The sequence below is a fragment of the Acinetobacter sp. ANC_7553 genome (assembly GCF_056779895.1).
Genome location: NZ_JBWYIV010000011.1, coordinates 16,789 through 36,112, shown reverse-complemented (window position 1 = coordinate 36,112; position 19,324 = coordinate 16,789). Strand labels below are relative to the sequence as shown.

19 protein-coding genes and 1 tRNA gene are annotated in these 19,324 nt (G+C 37.1%); 5 read left to right on the top strand and 15 right to left on the bottom strand.

Going from position 1 to position 19,324, the window contains the following annotated elements; all coding sequences use genetic code 11:
• Positions 1 to 473: 473 nt before the first annotated feature.
• Genes lptB through AC1M9I_RS09905 form a run of 5 tightly spaced genes read right to left on the bottom strand, consistent with a single transcriptional unit; the run spans position 474 to position 3,878 of the window.
• Positions 474 to 1,220, bottom strand: a complete 747-nt coding sequence (gene lptB, locus AC1M9I_RS09925) for an LPS export ABC transporter ATP-binding protein (protein ID WP_481587670.1) — start codon at positions 1,218 to 1,220, stop codon at positions 474 to 476.
• Entirely contained in the window at positions 1,220 to 1,750 is a 531-nt protein-coding gene (gene lptA / locus AC1M9I_RS09920; protein ID WP_481593707.1) for a lipopolysaccharide transport periplasmic protein LptA, read from the bottom strand. Before lptA ends, lptB begins: the two co-directional genes overlap by 1 nt.
• 25 nt (positions 1,751 to 1,775) lie before the next feature.
• On the bottom strand, positions 1,776 to 2,321 hold the full coding sequence (gene lptC / locus AC1M9I_RS09915; RefSeq protein ID WP_481593664.1) for an LPS export ABC transporter periplasmic protein LptC: 546 nt from the start codon (positions 2,319 to 2,321) through the stop codon (positions 1,776 to 1,778).
• A 39-nt stretch (positions 2,322 to 2,360) separates the two neighbouring features.
• The gene (locus tag AC1M9I_RS09910; RefSeq protein ID WP_035266365.1) at positions 2,361 to 2,900 is read right to left on the bottom strand and encodes a KdsC family phosphatase; all 540 of its coding nucleotides are present in this window, start codon (positions 2,898 to 2,900) and stop codon (positions 2,361 to 2,363) included.
• Positions 2,901 to 2,903: 3 nt separating this feature from the next.
• On the bottom strand, positions 2,904 to 3,878 hold the full coding sequence (locus tag AC1M9I_RS09905) for a KpsF/GutQ family sugar-phosphate isomerase (RefSeq protein WP_179999591.1): 975 nt from the start codon (positions 3,876 to 3,878) through the stop codon (positions 2,904 to 2,906).
• 213 nt (positions 3,879 to 4,091) lie between these two features.
• Between AC1M9I_RS09905 and cysS the strand changes: the two genes are divergently transcribed.
• The 4 genes from cysS (at position 4,092) to AC1M9I_RS09885 (ending at position 7,870) form a co-directional block, all read left to right on the top strand.
• Positions 4,092 to 5,513 (top strand): cysteine--tRNA ligase, encoded by a 1,422-nt coding sequence (gene cysS / locus AC1M9I_RS09900; RefSeq protein ID WP_481593663.1) that lies wholly within the window; start codon positions 4,092 to 4,094, stop codon positions 5,511 to 5,513.
• A 64-nt stretch (positions 5,514 to 5,577) separates the two neighbouring features.
• Positions 5,578 to 5,653 (top strand) — tRNA-Gly (locus AC1M9I_RS09895).
• 835 nt (positions 5,654 to 6,488) lie between these two features.
• Positions 6,489 to 6,980: a hypothetical protein gene (locus AC1M9I_RS09890; RefSeq protein ID WP_481593662.1), complete on the top strand. Its 492-nt coding sequence runs from the start codon at positions 6,489 to 6,491 to the stop codon at positions 6,978 to 6,980.
• A 230-nt stretch (positions 6,981 to 7,210) separates the two neighbouring features.
• On the top strand, positions 7,211 to 7,870 hold the full coding sequence (locus AC1M9I_RS09885) for a cupin domain-containing protein (protein WP_481593661.1): 660 nt from the start codon (positions 7,211 to 7,213) through the stop codon (positions 7,868 to 7,870).
• A gap of 48 nt (positions 7,871 to 7,918) precedes the next feature.
• Here the strand turns inward: AC1M9I_RS09885 and AC1M9I_RS09880 are convergent, their stop codons facing one another.
• The 3 genes from AC1M9I_RS09880 to AC1M9I_RS09870 all read right to left on the bottom strand — a co-directional run bounded on the left by AC1M9I_RS09880 (position 7,919) and on the right by AC1M9I_RS09870 (position 9,544).
• A complete protein-coding gene (locus AC1M9I_RS09880; RefSeq protein ID WP_481610986.1) occupies positions 7,919 to 8,473 on the bottom strand; it encodes a nitrilase-related carbon-nitrogen hydrolase in 555 nt (184 codons plus the stop codon).
• A gap of 16 nt (positions 8,474 to 8,489) precedes the next feature.
• Positions 8,490 to 8,996 (bottom strand): nitrilase-related carbon-nitrogen hydrolase, encoded by a 507-nt coding sequence (locus AC1M9I_RS09875; RefSeq protein ID WP_481610985.1) that lies wholly within the window; start codon positions 8,994 to 8,996, stop codon positions 8,490 to 8,492.
• Positions 8,997 to 9,094: 98 nt separating this feature from the next.
• Positions 9,095 to 9,544 carry a MarR family winged helix-turn-helix transcriptional regulator gene (locus tag AC1M9I_RS09870; RefSeq protein WP_481593660.1) on the bottom strand — a complete coding sequence of 150 codons (450 nt, stop codon included), beginning with the start codon at positions 9,542 to 9,544 and terminating at the stop codon, positions 9,095 to 9,097.
• Positions 9,545 to 9,705: 161 nt separating this feature from the next.
• Here AC1M9I_RS09870 and AC1M9I_RS09865 point away from each other — a divergent pair, with 161 nt between their 5' ends.
• A complete protein-coding gene (locus AC1M9I_RS09865; protein WP_481593706.1) occupies positions 9,706 to 11,079 on the top strand; it encodes a spinster family MFS transporter in 1,374 nt (457 codons plus the stop codon).
• A 609-nt stretch (positions 11,080 to 11,688) separates the two neighbouring features.
• Here the strand turns inward: AC1M9I_RS09865 and AC1M9I_RS09860 are convergent.
• From AC1M9I_RS09860 to AC1M9I_RS09830, 7 genes are all read right to left on the bottom strand, one after another.
• Complete coding sequence (locus AC1M9I_RS09860; protein WP_481610984.1) at positions 11,689 to 12,675, bottom strand: TauD/TfdA family dioxygenase; 987 nt, start codon at positions 12,673 to 12,675, stop codon at positions 11,689 to 11,691.
• Between the two features lie 17 nt (positions 12,676 to 12,692).
• The gene (locus AC1M9I_RS09855; protein WP_228143120.1) at positions 12,693 to 13,436 is read right to left on the bottom strand and encodes a class II aldolase/adducin family protein; all 744 of its coding nucleotides are present in this window, start codon (positions 13,434 to 13,436) and stop codon (positions 12,693 to 12,695) included.
• Complete coding sequence (locus AC1M9I_RS09850; RefSeq protein WP_481589329.1) at positions 13,426 to 14,427, bottom strand: ketopantoate reductase family protein; 1,002 nt, start codon at positions 14,425 to 14,427, stop codon at positions 13,426 to 13,428. The genes AC1M9I_RS09855 and AC1M9I_RS09850 overlap by 11 nt, the downstream gene beginning before the upstream one ends.
• Positions 14,428 to 14,465: 38 nt before the next feature.
• Positions 14,466 to 15,239: an ABC transporter ATP-binding protein gene (locus AC1M9I_RS09845; protein ID WP_035266352.1), complete on the bottom strand. Its 774-nt coding sequence runs from the start codon at positions 15,237 to 15,239 to the stop codon at positions 14,466 to 14,468.
• Positions 15,236 to 17,038, bottom strand: a complete 1,803-nt coding sequence (locus AC1M9I_RS09840) for a branched-chain amino acid ABC transporter ATP-binding protein/permease (RefSeq protein WP_481610983.1) — start codon at positions 17,036 to 17,038, stop codon at positions 15,236 to 15,238. The genes AC1M9I_RS09845 and AC1M9I_RS09840 overlap by 4 nt, the downstream gene beginning before the upstream one ends.
• Positions 17,035 to 18,072, bottom strand: a complete 1,038-nt coding sequence (locus tag AC1M9I_RS09835; RefSeq protein WP_481610982.1) for a branched-chain amino acid ABC transporter permease — start codon at positions 18,070 to 18,072, stop codon at positions 17,035 to 17,037. Before AC1M9I_RS09835 ends, AC1M9I_RS09840 begins: the two co-directional genes overlap by 4 nt.
• A gap of 88 nt (positions 18,073 to 18,160) precedes the next feature.
• On the bottom strand, positions 18,161 to 19,300 hold the full coding sequence (locus tag AC1M9I_RS09830; RefSeq protein ID WP_481594856.1) for an ABC transporter substrate-binding protein: 1,140 nt from the start codon (positions 19,298 to 19,300) through the stop codon (positions 18,161 to 18,163).
• Between the last annotated feature and the right edge of the window lie 24 nt (positions 19,301 to 19,324).

Sequence of the window (19,324 nt, the reverse complement as noted above, 5' to 3'; positions counted from 1 at the left end):
GGAACTTGTTCAATAACTTTAGGAACAAGAACCTGTTCTTTCACTTGCTCTTTCGAGATTTTGGATTTCGATTGGAATAATTTAAAACGTGGCTTTTCAAGCTGTTCAGGTATATCTTCAACAGTCTTTTTTTCCAAACTAAAATTGATTTTGGGTTTTTGTAATTCTGCTGATAGTGCACGTTGGGTATCGTCAATTGCTAGAGGAGCGATTGCATCTTCAGCATGTACTTGTGTCGCACATAAACTGATCGCAAACAGCGTGATATACCCCATATCCTTCTGACTTAATTGATGTTTAGCCACTTGTAATCTCTATTAAAAAGTGTGAACTACGTCACATAAAATCAATCGTATTCTACAATGATTTTTATATTATTTCTGCGTCAATTGTAAACTTACGATTTGTTTGAGTTAATTTACAGTCTAAATATCTATAAAACAACATTATTTTATAGATATCACACTATTTTTTTAAACTGTGAAATCATCACCTAAATAAACTTTACGGACAGTTTCATCCATAAGTACTTGATCTGGTGTTCCTTCCGCAATGACAGATCCTTCGCTGACAATATAAGCATGCTCACAAATCGCGAGCGTTTCGCGAACGTTATGATCTGTAATAAGCACACCTATTCCTCGTTCTTTTAAATTGCGAATGATATCTTTGATATCACCTACAGAAATTGGATCTACCCCAGCAAAAGGCTCATCAAGGAGCATAAACTTAGGATCTGCGGCTAATGCTCGAGCGATTTCAGCACGGCGACGTTCCCCCCCTGACACACTCATCCCCAAAGAATCTTTAATATGTGTAATTTTAAAGTCTTCTAATAACTCTTGAAGTCTCTCTTTACGTTGTTGCTTATTAAGATCCTTGCGCGTTTCAAGAATCGCCATAATATTATCTGAAATACTCAATTTACGAAAAATTGAAGCCTCTTGTGGCAAATAACCAATTCCATGACGAGCACGCTCATGCATTGCAAGATCCGAAAGATCAAGATTATCTAAATGAATTTCACCTTTGTCCATTCGAACCAGTCCGACTACCATGTAAAAGCTTGTCGTTTTTCCCGCCCCGTTCGGTCCAAGCAAACCAACAATTTGACCACTCTGCATACTAAATGAAACATCTTTCACCACCCAGCGTTTACTATAAACTTTGGCAAGATGTTTAATTTTTAATGTTTGGATTGGTGATTCATCGACGCTCATTAATCACGTACTCCAGAGAATGATTTTGAGGCAGAAGGAGGAATTATAATTTGTACGCGACCTTTTGAACTACCCGTTTCACTACTGCCACCGCCTACAACTTCGATATCCCCCTTATTCATACTGTAACGCAAAGTGTTCCCACGAATACTTGCGCCATCTTGATACAAATATGCATTGCCCGACAAAGTAATAATGCCTGTATCAGCGTTATATACAATTTTAGAGGCTTCACCACGTGCAATGCCACGTTTAGACTCTAATTGTTGTTGGAACTTTGCAGGAGAACCTGACGCATTTACCGAGCTAATTTGGCGATTGGCATTGAGATTAGCAACTATAGAGGCTGCATTTAACTTGAAAGTACCTTGTTCAACAGAAACATTCCCCACATAGGTCGTTATACCTGTTTTGTCATTATAGGTCGCACGATCAGCTAAAAGCATGATGGGTTGATTACGATCACTTGGCAATGCAAATGCCATAACAGAAATAGAACTGAGTGCCACCATTGCTATTGCTTTAAGCATTTTCGAACCTGATAAATAAGAAGGTTTAGTTTGGTGCATACTTTCCTCGAATATTTTTAAAATCGTACTGACCTTCATTCAAATCTGCTTCTAAGCCTTGGCTGACAAAATCTGCATTTGGTGTTTGTACAGTAACTTGCTCAGATGTTTCAAGCTTTCTTGTTTTTGGATATCCTGTAAGCGCATCGGTTCGAAAAACCATTTTGCCCATTTCTCCTTGCTTGGTTGCAACAACATCTCCAGATAACACAATCTTCTCATTGTCATTGAAACCATGTGCTTGTTTAGCATAAAACGTAGCGTCTTCTACATTATCAGTAAACATGCTGGCATTTAAATTCTGCAAACTTGATGTTTTCTGTTTCATATCTTGGTTCAGCTCATCCACTGTAGCCTTAACATAAAGCATGCCTTTTTCATCAGTTTGCAAAAGATTAATATTCTTTGCTGAATATGTCATCGATTGAGCGGATGAACCCTCTAATTTTTTCCCTTTACCGCTGTAATAATAATAGCCACCACTTATAGCAGCGACAATAACAGCAGTAATGTATAAAACTTTAGTATCCATAAATCATCAACTATATTCAGCGTTCATATCAACTGTGTATTAATGCGTTACAGCCAAATATTTTTCAAGAAGTTCATGGTAAACCCCTTTTGACAACAATAACATGTCACAAATTTCACGCACAGCGCCACGACCACCATAAGCTTGGGTTACAAGGTCTGCACGACGACGAACTTCAACATGACCATTTGGCACTGTTACTTTCATTCCCGCAATCGCAAAAGCTGATAAATCTGGCCAATCATCCCCCATATACAAGCAATCTTCTGGTTTTAAACCCAGTTGCGTACAAGCTTGCTGTAAGGCAGTCCCTTTGTCTTCACGCCCCTGATAAACTAAGTCTACACCTAAATCATTCATACGCTTTGTCACAATATTGCTTTGGCGACCGGTAATAATGACAACTTTAATTCCAGCTTGCTGAACAAGTTTCATCCCAAGTCCATCACGAATATCAAATGACTTAATTTCATCACCTGAGTTCGTCAACGTTACAAAACCATCACTTAGAATACCATCCACATCCAAAACCAACGCTTCGATATGTCGTGCTTGTTCTAACAATACATAAGATGCCATGAATTAATTTACCCCAGCTTGAATTAAATCGTGCATGCTAATCACACCAATCACTTGTTTGGCATCATTGACTACTACAAATTGATTGATTTTTTTAGCATTCATTTGCTCTAGCGCTTCAACCGCTCTTGCTTCTTGTGAAATGGTTAGAGGATTTTCAATCATAACCTTTGATACAGCAAGATTAACATCAAAACCTTGTTGCTTATCAATGAGACGTCGCAAGTCACCATCCGTAAATATACCTAACAAAACATCATTTTCATCCACAATTGTGGTTAATCCGAGACGTTTGTTAGATATTTCGTATAGAACTTTATTCATTGGTGTATCTGGTGAAACTTTTGGTAGAGATTCACCCACGTGCATCAGATGTTTAACATGCAACAGTAATCGTTTACCGAGTGCACCAGCTGGATGCGACATCGCAAAATCATTTGCAGTAAATCCACGTGCTTCAAGTAAAGCAACCGCTAAAGCATCACCTAAAGCTAAAGTCGCTGTCGTGCTTGAAGTTGGTGCCAAACCTAATGGGCATGCCTCTTGAATATGACCAAGTGTGAGCGCAACATCAGCGTTCTGTGGCATTGGTCCACGGTCATCACCTGAAATTGTAATCAGTGGCACACCCAAATGTTTGATGAGTGGCATTAACATCATGATTTCGTCACTTTTACCAGAGTTCGAAATCGCGATCAGTACATCTCCACGCACTAACATCCCTAGATCACCATGGCCAGCTTCACCTGGATGCATAAAGAAAGACGGCGTTCCTGTTGATGCAAATGTTGCAGCCATTTTTCGACCGATATGACCAGATTTCCCCATACCAGTGACCACTAAACGACCTTGACACTGTAGGATAATTTGACATGCTTGGGAAAAACGATCATCAATCTGATTGGATAGTACCGATAAAGCTTGACGCTCAATCTCCAAGGTTTCTTTTGCAACCTTTTGAAAATCAATTGGATATATAGTATTTTCAGAATTCAAATCTGGGCACCTTGAGGCTGGATTCAGCCACAATTTCAATCATTAAATTATTCTTCATATATTAACATAAGCATGCAAGTATCTTTTTCTTAAATGTATAAATTTCATTTGCATAGATTTTTTACGCATAAAACTTTGTGAAAGATAAGCCTTAGGTTAAGATGAACCACCATTTTTTTAGCTTTTTGAAGACCTATGCAACCATTTGTTCTATATAACTCAGAGCAACGAAAAAAAGTTGAGTTTGTACCACGCAAAGAAGGACATATTGATATGTATGTCTGTGGGATGACAGTTTACGACTACTGTCATATCGGTCATGCTCGGGTTATGGTTGCATTTGACTATATTATTCGTTTTCTTCGTAGCCAAGGTTGGAAAGTTAAATATATTCGCAATATTACTGACATTGATGACAAAATCATTGCACGTGCAAATGAAAATGGTGAAAGCATTACAGCACTCACTGATCGCTTTATTCAGGCAATGAATGAAGATGCTGCCAATTTAGGATGCTTGGCACCTGATGAAGCACCACGTGCGACAGAGTACATCGATCAAATGCAAAATATGATTGGTACTTTGGTCAATAATGGCACTGCATATCCTGCGTCAAACGGCGATGTGTACTTCGAAGTTGAAAAATTTAAAAAATACGGGCGTCTGTCTGGTCGTAAACTCGAAGACATGCAAGCAGGTGCTTCCGAACGAGTCGATGTTGAAGTTGAAAAGAAACATCCTTTCGATTTTGTGCTATGGAAGCATGCAAAAGAAAATGAACCTTCTTGGAAATCTCCTTGGGGGAATGGTCGTCCAGGTTGGCATATCGAATGTTCAGCAATGTCTACATGTTGCCTTGGTAATCATTTTGATATCCATGGTGGTGGTTCTGACTTAACCTTCCCCCATCACGAAAATGAAATCGCACAAAGTGAAGCTGCAACTGGCGAACAATATGTAAACTATTGGATGCACGTAGGCTTTATCAATGTCGATGGTGAAAAAATGTCTAAATCTTTAGGCAATTTTTTCACGATTCGCGATGTCATGGAAAAATTCCATCCTGAAGTTATTCGTTACTTTATCGTTTCATCACACTATCGTAGCCCTGTGAATTTTTCTGATACTGCGCTTAAAGAAGCTAAAAACACATTAAGTCGTTTTTATCATTCATTTAAAGCATATCAACAGATATATGGTGCCGAAATTAATTCGCAATACGATGAAGCACTCGTTGAAAAGTTTAATGCAGCAATGCGGGATGATTTCAACACATCAGAAGCGATTGCGGTACTGTTTGAAATCAATAAAGAATTAAATCGTGCCGTAAAAGACGAACTTGCTGAACAGGCGGCCATATATTATGCCACCTTGCGCCATCTGACCAATATCTTAGGTCTTGTTCAACATAATGTTGATGAATTCCTAAAATCAGATATTGGTCAAGAAAGCTCATCTTTGAGTAATGATGAAATTGAAGATCTCATCCAACAACGCAAAGATGCCAAGAAAGAGAAAAACTTTGCACGTGCAGATGAGATTCGCCAAAATCTTCTTGATCAAGGCATTGTACTTGAAGATACGCGTCAAGGAACTTTATGGCGACGTGCTGATTAATTCATCAATTAAGTTTTGGAAGTGTTGACAGGGTGTGCAAAATCACTATAATTCACACCATATTGCGGGAATAGCTCAGTTGGTAGAGCACAACCTTGCCAAGGTTGGGGTCGCGAGTTCGAGTCTCGTTTCCCGCTCCAAAATTTTAAAAGCCTCAATCGAAAGATTGAGGCTTTTTTTTATTGACTTAAATTCTCAAATAAAGTCGACCTAGATTAAATTATTTGAATGAGTCAATTGAACACTTCAACAATACAGGTAACAGACAAATTATTTTAAAAAATGAGATTTAAATGAAAGGTTAGAAACCAAAAATTTAGAAATCGATTACTGTATTAATGCAAAACAATAGTTTCAGCTATTATAGTTAGTAATAGTCTTGCACATATTAATTTTAAGGCACTGAAAAATTAGGTCCAAACACGGAATCAGTTCTTAGTAATGCTAATGCATGGGAGGGCTACGCTAATGAAACTGAAATGTTCTGTCAGTCAAGCATTTTCTTTTTAAAGTCTAATCACCAACTAAATAGTTCAACCGTGATACTTACTCATATATGGAAACACGTAGCAAATACAAATAAGCTAGAATACACATTAGCAATTCGTTTTGGATTAGAACATGATGTTCACCACATGAGAATCTATTATCTGCAATAAGCTACCACACAAGAATTTACGTTCTCTTTCAGAAATATTTAAAAAAAGTGTTGTGAAAGAAGCAACATTAATCTTTGCAGAATTTAAAAGTCATGAGTTTAAAACCAGGTTTGGAAAACTTTCGCTATTCAAGATCTGATTGGACTCAAAGGGACTTTAGATGATCTTAATATTAGTGTTGTAATGGCTAGTGCGGCAGTATTATAGATAAAAAATAGTGGTGAAAAAATCAACCGAGCAATGTGTAAATTACTCTTCAACCAAGATTATAATTCAAAAATGCTCAAGGTTTTAGCTGAACAAGGAATTTATCCTGATGCTTAAAAATTCACATTTATTAATAGTTACTATTTTAACTGCTGCATTGTTTGCTACTGGATGTAATTCATCGCCTTCACTTCAACAAGAAGTGGATATTCAAGCAAGTTTTTTACCTACAATGTTACGTATTGATGGAAATATTTTTGCTTTAGCTAATCAAACCTCCCCAAATAATTTAACAATGGAGTTATTCGAATCTACTCTTCTAAAAGCAACTCTGCTTCGTAAGTATGAAAAAGAAGCCAAAAATAACTTCAGTCTAGAAAAAGATCGTAATCCTGTTGAGCTTAACTCTATGTGCTTAATGACTAAATTTCTACTCAATAAATCTTATATTGAAAAAGCTAATTTAAACTCGGAGTTCTATGAAGATATTTATGGTTGGATTAATACCAAAAATAAACTTTGGTCAAATTTATTAAAAGATACTACCGCTGGAACGTTTGAATATCCATGTATCGTAAAACAATCAAATATCCCGAACTAGTTCATTCTTATGTTGCAATTAAGCACTTATAAAGTGCTTTTTTATTGACTTAGATTCTCAAATAAAGTCGACCTAGATTAAATTATTGGAAGGAGAAAAGAGAAGCTAGCCGACCAAAGTCAAAGTTGCTCCACGCGCAATCACTCTCGAACTTGAACAGGTTTTCATCTTACATTCACGCTTTTTTTGATAATATTAATTACTTTAATGCTCTTTTTTAGGCTAAAAGCATGAGATTAAATGCTGACTTCTCTCAACCTGTAATAATTACTCCAGAGGATTATCAATGGATTCAATCCCCAAGAGGCGAAGTTAAACGAATGATGTTTGATCGTGTTGGCTTAGAACAAGCAAGAGCAACCAGCCTAGTTGAGTTCCCTTCAAATTCTCAGTTCCCAGAGCATCAACACCCCTTCGGTGAAGAAGTTCTAGTGTTAAACGGGACTTTTACTGAAGATGATCATCAGCACTATCCATCTGGATGGTATATGCGAAATCCTCACCTTTCTAAACATATTGTCTCGAGCTTAGATGGATGTCTGATCTTGGTGAAACTCATGCAAATGTCTGAAGAAGAAAAAGTAGCTACCCGAATTGATACTCGTGACGAGCGAAACTGGACCTATTTTAACAACAGAAAGATTTGCCAACTGTTTCAATCTGAGCATGAACACACCTTTCTCGAAAAACTCGAAAGCCAACAATTTTTCGAATCAACATATCATAACGGTATTGAAATTTTCATTATCAAAGGTAAATTGGTGATGAATGAACGAAATTATTCAGCCGGTTCGTGGATGAGGTTTCCGATTCAACATCGTATTGAAATCAAAGCAGGTGGTTCTGGCGCTTTGATTTATGTAAAAAAAGATCATTTAAAAAATATATAAACCCAAAAAAACCCAATACATTATTGGGTTTTTAAGCTAGTGCATTGATTAAGACTCATCATATGCGCTTTTTTTCCAGACACCCATATCAATAAGCTTCTGAATTTGCTTATCAATCACTTCCGCTTTATATTCGTCGTGATGTCCCTGTTTTTGCTGTAAATACAAATTTTTAGGATATATATTATTTTTATAAATTAATTGTGCGCATTCTGCACGTATATCTTTCATCCAATTGGTCACCTGAGCGTGTGTACGATGATAACGAAGTGCCTCAATATCGACTACACCAGTCACATAGGTAGATCCATTGGTATCATGCTGTTTACCCACAATTTTACCCTTATGGTCCACAATCATAGAAAGACCACCACCACAATCGATCGGTGCTAATGTATTTTCATCAAGATACATCCCACCAATATTAGGTGCTACTACATACATATTATTTTCTAAAGCACGAGCACGATTGGAGATTTCAAATACATCATTTTCAGTAAATGAAGCTGGTAAAGATGCACGATAGACCACTTCAGCACCATTCATCGCTAGGCCTCGACCATTTTCTGGAAAATTACCTTCCATTGCCATCATGATGCCCAATCGACCAATTTCCGTATCAACTACTGGCCAAAATGATTGAAGCTCTTCGCCATATTTTTTTTACCCACTCATCATACAAATCATGAGGTGATGCTGAACGCTCGCATGGCAATAAAGCAGACATTTTGTGGTGTTTTAAAATAATTTCGCCTTGAGGATTTATAATAAATCCGACATTGAACATAATGCCTGGCCAATCCTCATTTTTAGCTTTGGCTTGCGCCATGATAAAAACATTATGCTTTTTAGCTAATTCACCTAAACGATCTGTTTCAGGGCCTGGTATATCGATCGCACCATCATCCAAGAATTCTTGAATATCAACATCGAGTGCTTCATCGTTGAAGCCCTGTAATGCTCCCTCTGGGAGAACCAACAGTCTTACTGGAATATCTAAAGAACTCAACCATAATGCACCGGATGTAAGTTCCTCTAAATGAGAGATATTTTTCATAATATCTGCTCTACAACTTGTGCCCCATATTGTTGGAACTAATCCTACTACACCATAAGGTTTGATCATTTTGTTTTCCTCTAAATCCATTCAGTTTTTTTAATGTACTTAAAAATTATCAGTGTGCTGATAATTATGCAAGTTCAAAAACCAAATAATTTAGAAAATTATTCTTCATTAATTTTTTTCATCCATTTCCTTACAATTCTTATTTCACTTTCACTAAAACCATCGACTAAAGAATCTTCTAAACGATCAATAGCATCACCACAATCTTCCATAAGTTTTTTCCCTAAATCTGTTATCTCAATTAATTGAATTTTCTTATTCGTAGAATGAGAAGTTTTGTAGAGAATATTTTGTTTTTCTAATTTTGAGATCATCAAATTTACTGTTTGCGGTGTTAATGAAGCAAAACGTGCTATTTCCGCATTTGTGAAACCTGGGTAAGTCAAAATAATTTTCAAAATTGTGAACTGTGGTGGAGTGATTGAATATTCAGCAAGTACACGCTCCATTTTTAAACGATATACATGGGATGTCTTTCTTAATAAAAATCCAAGGTAACCCGATTCATTATCAAATATTTCAGGTGAATTCGTATTTTTTTTAAACATACCTATTGCCCTTTTATAAAATCATAAATATTATCAGTATGCTGATAAAAAAGTATTTGAGTTTAACTTTGCATTATATATGACTAATGCTGCTGAAATTTGAATACCTAGTCACAGTTTAGCTAAAAAAATAATGGAATAAAAATCAAACCCTTAAGGATATAGGATACGAAAATGCAGAATACTCTAATGCTGAAGAACCCGCTTCGGTCAAAAAAAATACGAGATACGCTTGGTACGTAGTCACACTATGTATGTTGGCTTATATATTTTCTTATATTGATCGACAAATTTTAGTCTTGATGATTGAACCGATCAAAGCAGATTTAAATTTAACTGATACTCAGTTTAGTCTATTGCACGGTTTAGCTTTTTCCCTATTTTACGCATTTATGGGATTGCCTATCGCTTATTTAGCAGACCGATTTTCCCGACCAAAAATTATTGCAATTGGCATTATTTTTTGGAGCTTAGCAACAGCGGCTTGTGGTCTAAGTAAAAACTTCATTCAACTTTTTCTTTCAAGAATGGGGATCGGCATTGGTGAAGCAGCATTATCACCCGCAGCATATTCCATGTTTAGTGATATGTTCAGTAAAGATAAATTAGGTAAAGCCGTTGGTATTTACTCCATTGGTTCTTTTATCGGTGGAGGGATGGCTTTTCTCGTTGGCGGCTATGTGATCAGCTTATTAAAAGATGCAGCGTTTATTGATGTTCCTCTACTCGGCATGATGAAGGCTTGGCAAGTTGCCTTTATTCTTGTTGGATTGCCAGGTATTTTTATTGGTCTTTTATTTATTTTGACAGTAAGAGATCCGCAACGAACAGGACAAAAACTCGATGCCTCAGGCAATGTCGTAAAAGTTAAATTTACGGATTCGTTTAAATTCTTAAAAAAGCACAGTAAGACATTTACTTGTCACTATATGGGCTTCACATTCTATGCAATGGCATTGTTTTGTGTCATGAGCTGGTCACCTGCATTTTATATGCGTAACTTTGGTCTAAGTCCTGTTGAAACAGGTTATATGTTAGGAACGATTCTACTTATCGCAAACACATCTGGCGTTTTCTTTGCAGGCTGGTTAACTGATTATCTGACAAGTAAAGGTCGACGTGATGCTGCAATGTATGCTGGTTATTTAGGTGGTTTAGGAATTATCTTACCGATTATTAGCTATACATTAGTAGACTCACTGTGGTTATCTGTTGCTATTTTTACAGTGGCTATGTTCTTTGCATCTTTCCCAATGCCAACCTCAACAGCAGCTATGCAAATTTTAGCTCCAAATCAATTACGAGCTCAAATTTCTGCAATTTTCTTGTTAATCAGCAGCTTAATCGGTTTAGGTATTGGAACAACTTTAGTCGCATTAATTACCGATAAAGTATTCGGAGATACCAACATGGTGGGTTATTCAATTTCAATCGTAGGTGGGTTCTCAGCGCTATTGACGATTATTTTACTTAAAACAGGATGTAAACATTTTGTGAAAAGTCTAGATGTAGAAAAAGATGAAATGGTCAGATAAGACGTGATTTGAGCAAAATAGCATAAAACCATTTTCTTAAATCTAAGCTCAAATTTGGTTTATTTTGGAAAAAGAACTCGAACATCTGTTCGAGTTCTTTTTTCACAACTGAAAGCCAGTAATGATTAAACTAATTAGAAGGCGAGAAAAAATAATCAACGTCTACTTCTTGCAAGCCAAAGCCGCATTATGATGATTACCCATGTCCGATGCCCGATTAAATAAAAATAAATGACGTACCCCGTGTCAGGTCAAGGCTTTCAACATTTTTCGTTTGAAGAGCAGATTATTCTCCCTCAACAACTTGAATAAAAATCACTCTCAAATTTACTAAAATGCGTTCAGGACTGCTGAATAAGGAAAACTCACTTCCAGAAGCTGATTTAACTTAACTCATTCAAAGTGTGATTATTGTTTGAAGATATGATGCCGAACCATATAGCGCTAACAAAAAAAGAATATTGTTTAGGTGATCAATCAGATGAGTGCGTAATTATTATTTATACTCATCTCTGAATCAGATTCAGTCTTACAACTTTTGAGTAATCGCAAAAAAAAGACTCGGCCTTAAAAGTCCGAGTCAGGTTGTAGTCAAATATTGAACATTTTTTAAGAAAGATTTACTTTTTGAATACCATTTCTACCTGGGAAATCCTTGGCTAAAGATCGGGCATTAGGCATTTTTAACCATAATCTTAATAATTTTCTTCGCTTTGAGATGTCTTCATCATCTACAAATGACGATCGTGAATGCATTACACAATAGTTATTACAGAACTGCATATCACCCGGTTCAAGCATCATATCTAGTCTGAGATCAGGATCTTGTATGTACTGATCGAAAATATCAAGTGCATCGACTTGAACTCTGGATAAAGGGATTCCTTTTCGCTCATGCCCAAGTTCAATATAAGCTCTTAAATAGCGACAGCTTAATTTGTTTTCATAATAACTAAAAATTGGTGTCAAGGTAGGTTCTAGATCTCCCAAATGATCACAATATGTTGGATGATAATAATAACCAAGATATTCAGGATAATTTTCTAAAATTCTATTGTAGACTGTGGCAGCACTGACGAGACTACTCAATCCTCCACTCTTTGCTTTTCTAATTGATAGCAATCCAACTACGTCAGATAAGTCAGTGTGGTAAGGGAGATATGCGTTTGTTTCATAAACTCGCGTTGATTTGTTATTAAGATCACCAACGTTTTCTACTTTACCCAATAAATCGCCTTTAGGATTTTGGGTAACGGGTTGACCCATATACATGCCTATTAAATAGTAAATAATCGCCAATTGGCGTTCACTAAATTTAGAGACATCCAAACCTTTTAATAGAAAGAAACCATATCCATTCTCAAGCTCATCGGCATATTTTTTAAATTCAGATAAAACTTGTGAATTATTAATCGTTAAATGCGTGTTATTCAATTGATCAATTTCTAGATCTTGTTGTTCTATCAATTGCAAATTTTGGCTTAATTCATGAAGCATTTCTTCGCTTAAATAATAAATCCAATCTGTCTGATTTTTTAGGTCTTTGCCCACCCATGCCGACTTATGACTGATTTTCTCTTTTAATATCGTATTCATCGCAATTTATCCCTGAACTAGTGTTTGTTTTCCTGCATTTTTCGGACCATCGCATTAAAAAACTTATCTGCGAAAGCACTTTCTTGAATTAACATTTGAGTTAAGTCTGCACACTTCTGTTTTACGATATGATCTAATTCAACATCGTCACCACGCATTGAATCCGCTTGGCATTGTATTTCTGCCGCTCGTTGAACTGTCCAGAGTAGGAAAAAAGCTTTTTCAATCGTACTCTCTCCCACAGCTACACCATGATTTCTAAGTACCAGAATGTGATGATCACCTAAACTTTTGATCATTCTTTGTTTTTCTTCTTCGAATAGGGTAATGCCTTCAAAGGCATGATAGCCTACCCGACCATATAACTGCGCACCATAAAAATTGTCATTTTTAAAGCCATCTTTCTTTTGTGCAATGGCACTGATTGGTGTGGTATGTGTATGTATTAAACATCGAATATCATCACGAGCACCATGAACAGCACTATGTAAAGCAAATCCTGCAGGATTGGCATCATATTCAGAATGAATCACTTTATTACCGTTTAAATCAACTTTTAATAAATTTTCGGGTGTGATTTCCGTATAGTTCAAGCCGAAAGGATTTACTAAATAATAGTGTTCAGCTCCTGGTAAGCGCGCTGAGACATGATTAAAAATTGTTTCCGTCCAACCAAAATAATCAATAAGGTGATAACAATTCGCTAATTTAACTCTGAGCGCCCATTCAGCTTCAGACACATTCAATACATTATTTTTCATCTTCATTATTCCTTGTTCTGGCTTGTTCGCTTAAATAGACCGTTAATTCATATATAAGTTTGGATGTCGGCATCGGACATTCATAAGCATCTGCCAATTCAAATACAGCTTCTGCAATGGGTGCTAACTCTAAAGGGCGATGATTTTTGTAGTCATGCCACATTGATGTATATGTTTCCCCCATCTCTGAACCCAATTTTAAAAATGTGTTTGGGTCGATATTGATACGAGCGCCATAGCAAGCCGCAACAGCTCGAACTTCATATAAAATTTGTTGCGTAATTCGAGTTAAATTGTGATCAGAATAAATTTTACTTAGCGGAGCATCAGCCACAACCGATAATGGATTGGAGCTCAAGTTAGCCATAACCTTGGTCCAAATTTGATCTCGGATGTTCTCTACGGGTCGTGCTTCGATACTTGTATTTTCAAACAATTCAACAAGCGCATGTAATCGTTCAGTCATTTGATGACTTGGCTCACCAAAGATCAACAAATATGGATTGTCTGATTTGACCTCATTTTCATTGACACTTTGCGCTGTAATAAATACAACAGCGCCAATTAAATGTTCTAATGGAAAATGCTCGTTTAAAACTCCCTGTTGATCTAAACAATTTATCCTTGATTTTTTAGAGTTATTCTCTAAACCGTAAAAATACCAAAAGGGTATTCCATTCATTAACGGGACAATAACTGTCGCGTTATGCATATAACGCTTCAACTGAGTTGAAATTTCATATAAAGCGTTAAACTTGGTTGCTATAAAGATAAAATCCTGTTTTTCAATGCATTCTTCAGTATCCACAATTCGAGATGGATGTACTTGGAACTCACCCAGTACATCTTTTAAATGAATCCCTTTTTGCTTTAGCGTTTCGACTTTTTCCCCTCGCGCTAGAACAGTGACTTGGTGTCCTGCTAGCGTTAATCTAGCAGCAACTACACAGCCTATGGCCCCAGCACCATATACCAAAATTTTTTTTGACATCCATTCAAATCCCTGAAAATCGTATGATTTGTTATGTTCTATATAGCTAATACGTCTTGATGCTTACTATTAATTCCTAAGTAACTTTCGATGATTCTTGGATCTTCAACTAAATCAGAGCCCCTTCCTTCCATTGATAGTTCTCCCATTTCAAGGACATAAGCATAATCTGCAAGTTTTAAAGCAGCTCTGGCATTCTGCTCAACTAACAAGATAGACACGCCATGTCCTCTTAATTGGTCAATGACCTTAAAAATTTCTCGAGTGATGAGTGGTGCTAATCCCAAACTCGGCTCATCAAGCATCAACAATTTAGGTTTAGCCATGAGTGCACGACCCACTGCAAGCATTTGTCGTTCACCACCTGAAAGTGTCCCTGCTTGCTGTGATCGTCTTTCTTTCAAACGAGGAAAAATGTCATACACTTCATCTAAAGTGCTGAAAATCTCTTTGTCTCTTTGGCGATAGCGTTGAAAAGCGCCAAGCATAAGATTGTCTTCGATAGACATTGTTCCAAATAACTCTCGTTTTTCAGGCACTAATCCAAGCCCACGAATGACCATTTGCTCAACCTGTGGACATTGCTCCACATGCCCATCGAAATCGACGTTTCCTTTAGAACCCAGCACGCCCATAATTGCAGACAATAAAGTTGTTTTACCCGCACCATTTGGACCAACGACAGAAACAATTTGACCTTGATTAACACGCATATTAAAATTTGAAAGCGCTTCGACTTTTCCGTAAGCAACACTCAAATTATTTACTTCTAGCAGAGGCGTGCCCTCTTGATTTCCAAGCATTGTGATCATGCAGCACCTCCTAAATAAGCTTCCAATACAGCTTCATTTTTTTGAACTTCTTCTGGTAATCCTTCAGCAATTTTTTGACCGAACTCCATGACCACAATTCGGTCTGCGAGATTCATGACAAAGTCCATATCATGCTCGACCAAGAGAATCGCCATACCTTCAGCACGTAATTTGGCTAGAAGTTCAGCTAAGGCTTGTTTCTCTTTAAATCTTAATCCTGCTGCGGGCTCATCAAGTAGTAATAAGCTTGGGTTCGCACATAAAGCACGTGCAATTTCTAAAATACGTTGCTGCCCGAGTGCTAAACTGCCAGCTTCGACATACAAATATTCTCCAAGCCCTACACGTTCTAGTTGATATTTAGCCTCATTGAGAAGTTCATTTTCTTCAACTCGATCAAGAAGTAACATGGATGAGATGACACTTTTTTCTCCGCGCAAATGTGCACCTATGGCTGTATTTTCTAATACAGTCATTTCAGGCAATATTTTTACGTGTTGGAATGTGCGACTTAATCCTAATTTGGCAATTTCTCTGGATGGTATGCCATTTATTTTTTTACCTTTAAATAAAACTTCACCACTTGTTGGAACATCTACACCTGATATTTGATTGAACATGGTACTTTTACCAGCACCATTCGGACCAATTAAAGCGAGAACCTCTCCAGCGTGAATTTTCAGATTCATTTCATTGTTCGCAACTAAGCCACCAAATTTTTTCGTGATGTTCTTCGCATCTAATATCAATTCACCCTTGTTGATTTGATTTTCTACTTTGTCCATTTGAGGAATGGGGTGGATTGAAGGATATAAATCTACAGGCTTATATTTATTTGGGATCAACTTAGTAATAAATGACCAAATCCCTGATGGTGCTTTTTGCATCAATACAACAATGATTAATCCAAATACGATTGTTTCATAATGACCTTGTCCGCCAAAAATAATAGGCAAAGCATCTTGCAACCATTGGCGTACCATGGTGAATATGCCTGCACCTAATATTGCACCCCAAATACTACCGACACCGCCTAACAACGCCATAAACAAGTAGTCGATACCCATTTGGAGTCCAAAAGGTGTCGGGTTAATAAAAGTTTGCGTGTGTGCATAAAGCCACCCTGAAATTGATGCAAAAATTGCAGCAATCACAAAGATGATCATTTTTGCTCTAAACGTATTTACTCCCATAGACTCAGCCATTACTTGTCCGCCTTTCAAAGCGCGGATTGCTCGACCCTCTCGAGAATTTAAAAGATTTTTTGTCAAAATAATGGCAATAAATACAATGAGCCAAATGAGGTAGAACATTTTATTGCCATTATCAAAGGCAAATCCTGCGATAGAGATAGAGGGAATATTCGAAATTCCAGAATGCCCACCTAAAGTTTCAATGGTCGAAAAGAAATAATAAAGTGAAATGCCCCAAGCGATCGTACCTAAAGGCAGATAATGCCCTGAAAGTTTTAGTGTTAAGCCACCCACCAAAATCGCAGATGCGACTGTAATGACTATTCCGAGCAGAAGTCCAAACCAAGGATTACCACCTGTCCATGCGAGGAAACTTGGTAATTGTTCAGTCACAGTTAAGTAAGCAGTTGCGTATGCGCCAATTCCAACTAAGGCTGCTTGACCAAATGTAGTCATGCCTCCAACGCCTGTCACCAATACAAGACCTAACACGACTAATGCATTTAGACCAATATAGTTCAATAACGTGACTTGATAGGTCGGTAAAAAAAATGGGCTGATGAATACAATTAGCGCAAATATAAAGAAATAAGTTTTTGATTTCATTCTTCATCCTCCTCAACATGACGAGTTGTGAGTGATTTCCAAAGTAAGAAAGGAATAATTAATGTAAAGACGAGGATTTCTTTGTAATCACTTGCCCAAAACATGGAGAAAGACTCAATAACACCAACAATCACGGCACCAATTGCTGCGACTGGGAAGCTGATTAGTCCTCCAATGATTGCCCCTACAAATCCCTTCAGACTTAAAATAAATCCTGAGTCGTAATACAGGGTTGTGATCGGTGCAATTAAAATGCCTGATAAGGTTCCGATAAATGTAGCTAAAACAAAAGTCAGTTTGCCCGCAAAGATTGGAGAAATACCCATGAGCTGTGCACCGATTCGATTGACAGCGGTTGCATGCAATGCCTTGCCATAGAGTGTTTTTTCAAAAAAATACCAAAGCACTAAAATCATCACAAAGAATGAAGCGATAATGATCAAAGTTTGACTACTTAAAACAAGAGTTCCAATCTCAAAGCTTTTGTCACTAAACGGTTGTGTTTGAGCACCATTTGGACCGAATATCACGAGTCCTAAACCGACTAATGCCACATGAACCGCTATCGACACGATCAATAAAACTAAAGGTTTGGCTGCGACTAAAGGTTGAAAAAAAGTGCGATACATTTGAGGACCAAGCGGTGTAATCACAGCCAAAGTCAATAAAACTTGAATTGGCATTGGAAGCGTCGCTAAAGGTAGTGTGTACATCGCGATAACGATCAAAGAAATATAAATCAATGACGCAATAAAAATTTTGATATTAAATATTTGATTTTTAAAAAATTTAGCGTATAAATCCAGACTTGTATTGACAATAAAAAACGCAACTACCAGCCAAACTATTAAGCTTGGAATACCTGCTTGAATGGATGCCAAAGTCAATGCACCAAATACAGCAAATTCACCCAATGGAATGAGTAATATCCGAGTGACAGTAAAAACCAAAATGATACATAGCGCTAATAATGCATAAATAGCACCACTGGTAATACCATCCTGCCCCAAAATTAACGCGATATTTAAATCCATAACATCTTCCTACCCTTTTTTGAGGATGAATTTACCTAGAGCGACATATGCATATCGCTCTGAGTTCATTTATGATGAAAAGCTAAATTTACTTCAGTAGTTTCCACTGACCATTTTTAACAATGATCATTTCACGCCCACGCTTGTCAAATCCACTATGATCAGATGGGCTCATGTTATACACGCCTTGAGTTCCTGCGACTTCTTTTGTAGATTCCAATGCATCACGTAGAGCTTCACGGAATTGCACGGTGCCAGGCTTTGCTTTTTTCAAAGCAGTCGGTACAGCTTTTTCAAGCAAAATACCTGCGTCATACACATTTGCCCCGAAGGTTGCAGGTGTTTGTTTATATTTTGCTTTATAATCATTGATATATTTAGTAGCAATTTTCTTAGAAGGATGTGTATTAGATACTTCATTTAAAACAAGCATTAAACTGGCAGCTAAAATCGTATTTTCTACTTTCTTGCCACCCATTTTTAAATATTGATCTAAAGCCGCACCATGCGTTTGATAAATTTGCCCTCGATAGCCTCGATCATATAAAGCAGTTTGTGGAGGCACTGCTGAACTACCTGGTGCTGCAACTAGAATTGCCTGTGGTTTTTTACTTATGAGTTTTAACGCTTGACCAGTTAGAGAGGTATCTTGACGTTGAAATGATTCTTGAGCAACGATTTTAATCCCATTTTTCTTTGCTAAATTCGCTAAGACTTTTCCCCAGTTTTCTCCATACGGATCAGCAGTACCGATAAATCCTAGAGTTGTAATTTTTCGCTTCACCATATCTTGCACAAGCGCTTCTGCGATGATTTCATCATTCTGGGTGGTTTTAAACACCCATTTTTTTTGGTCATTCATTGGCATGACTATCGTAGAAGTTCCAACCGGTGCAAGAAGAGGTACTTTCGCTTTAGCAATTGTCCCTATCACTGCAGAAGCATTTGGTGAACCAGAAGGACCAATAATTGCATCAACTTTGTTTTCTTTTATTAGTTTCTCGACAGCTTTGACAGATGCTGTAGGATCACTCGCATCATCAAGAGAAATATATCGAACGTTTTCATTACCAATTTTTTTAGGTAATAAAGCAACTGTATTTTTTTGTGGTATACCTACCATTGCTACAGGTCCGGATGATGATGTCACAACTCCAATCGTGATATCAGCTTGAGCATAAGTGGCAATTGCGATTAAGCTTGTTGATAATAATAATTTTTTAAACATCATATAATCTCCAGTTTGTCCATT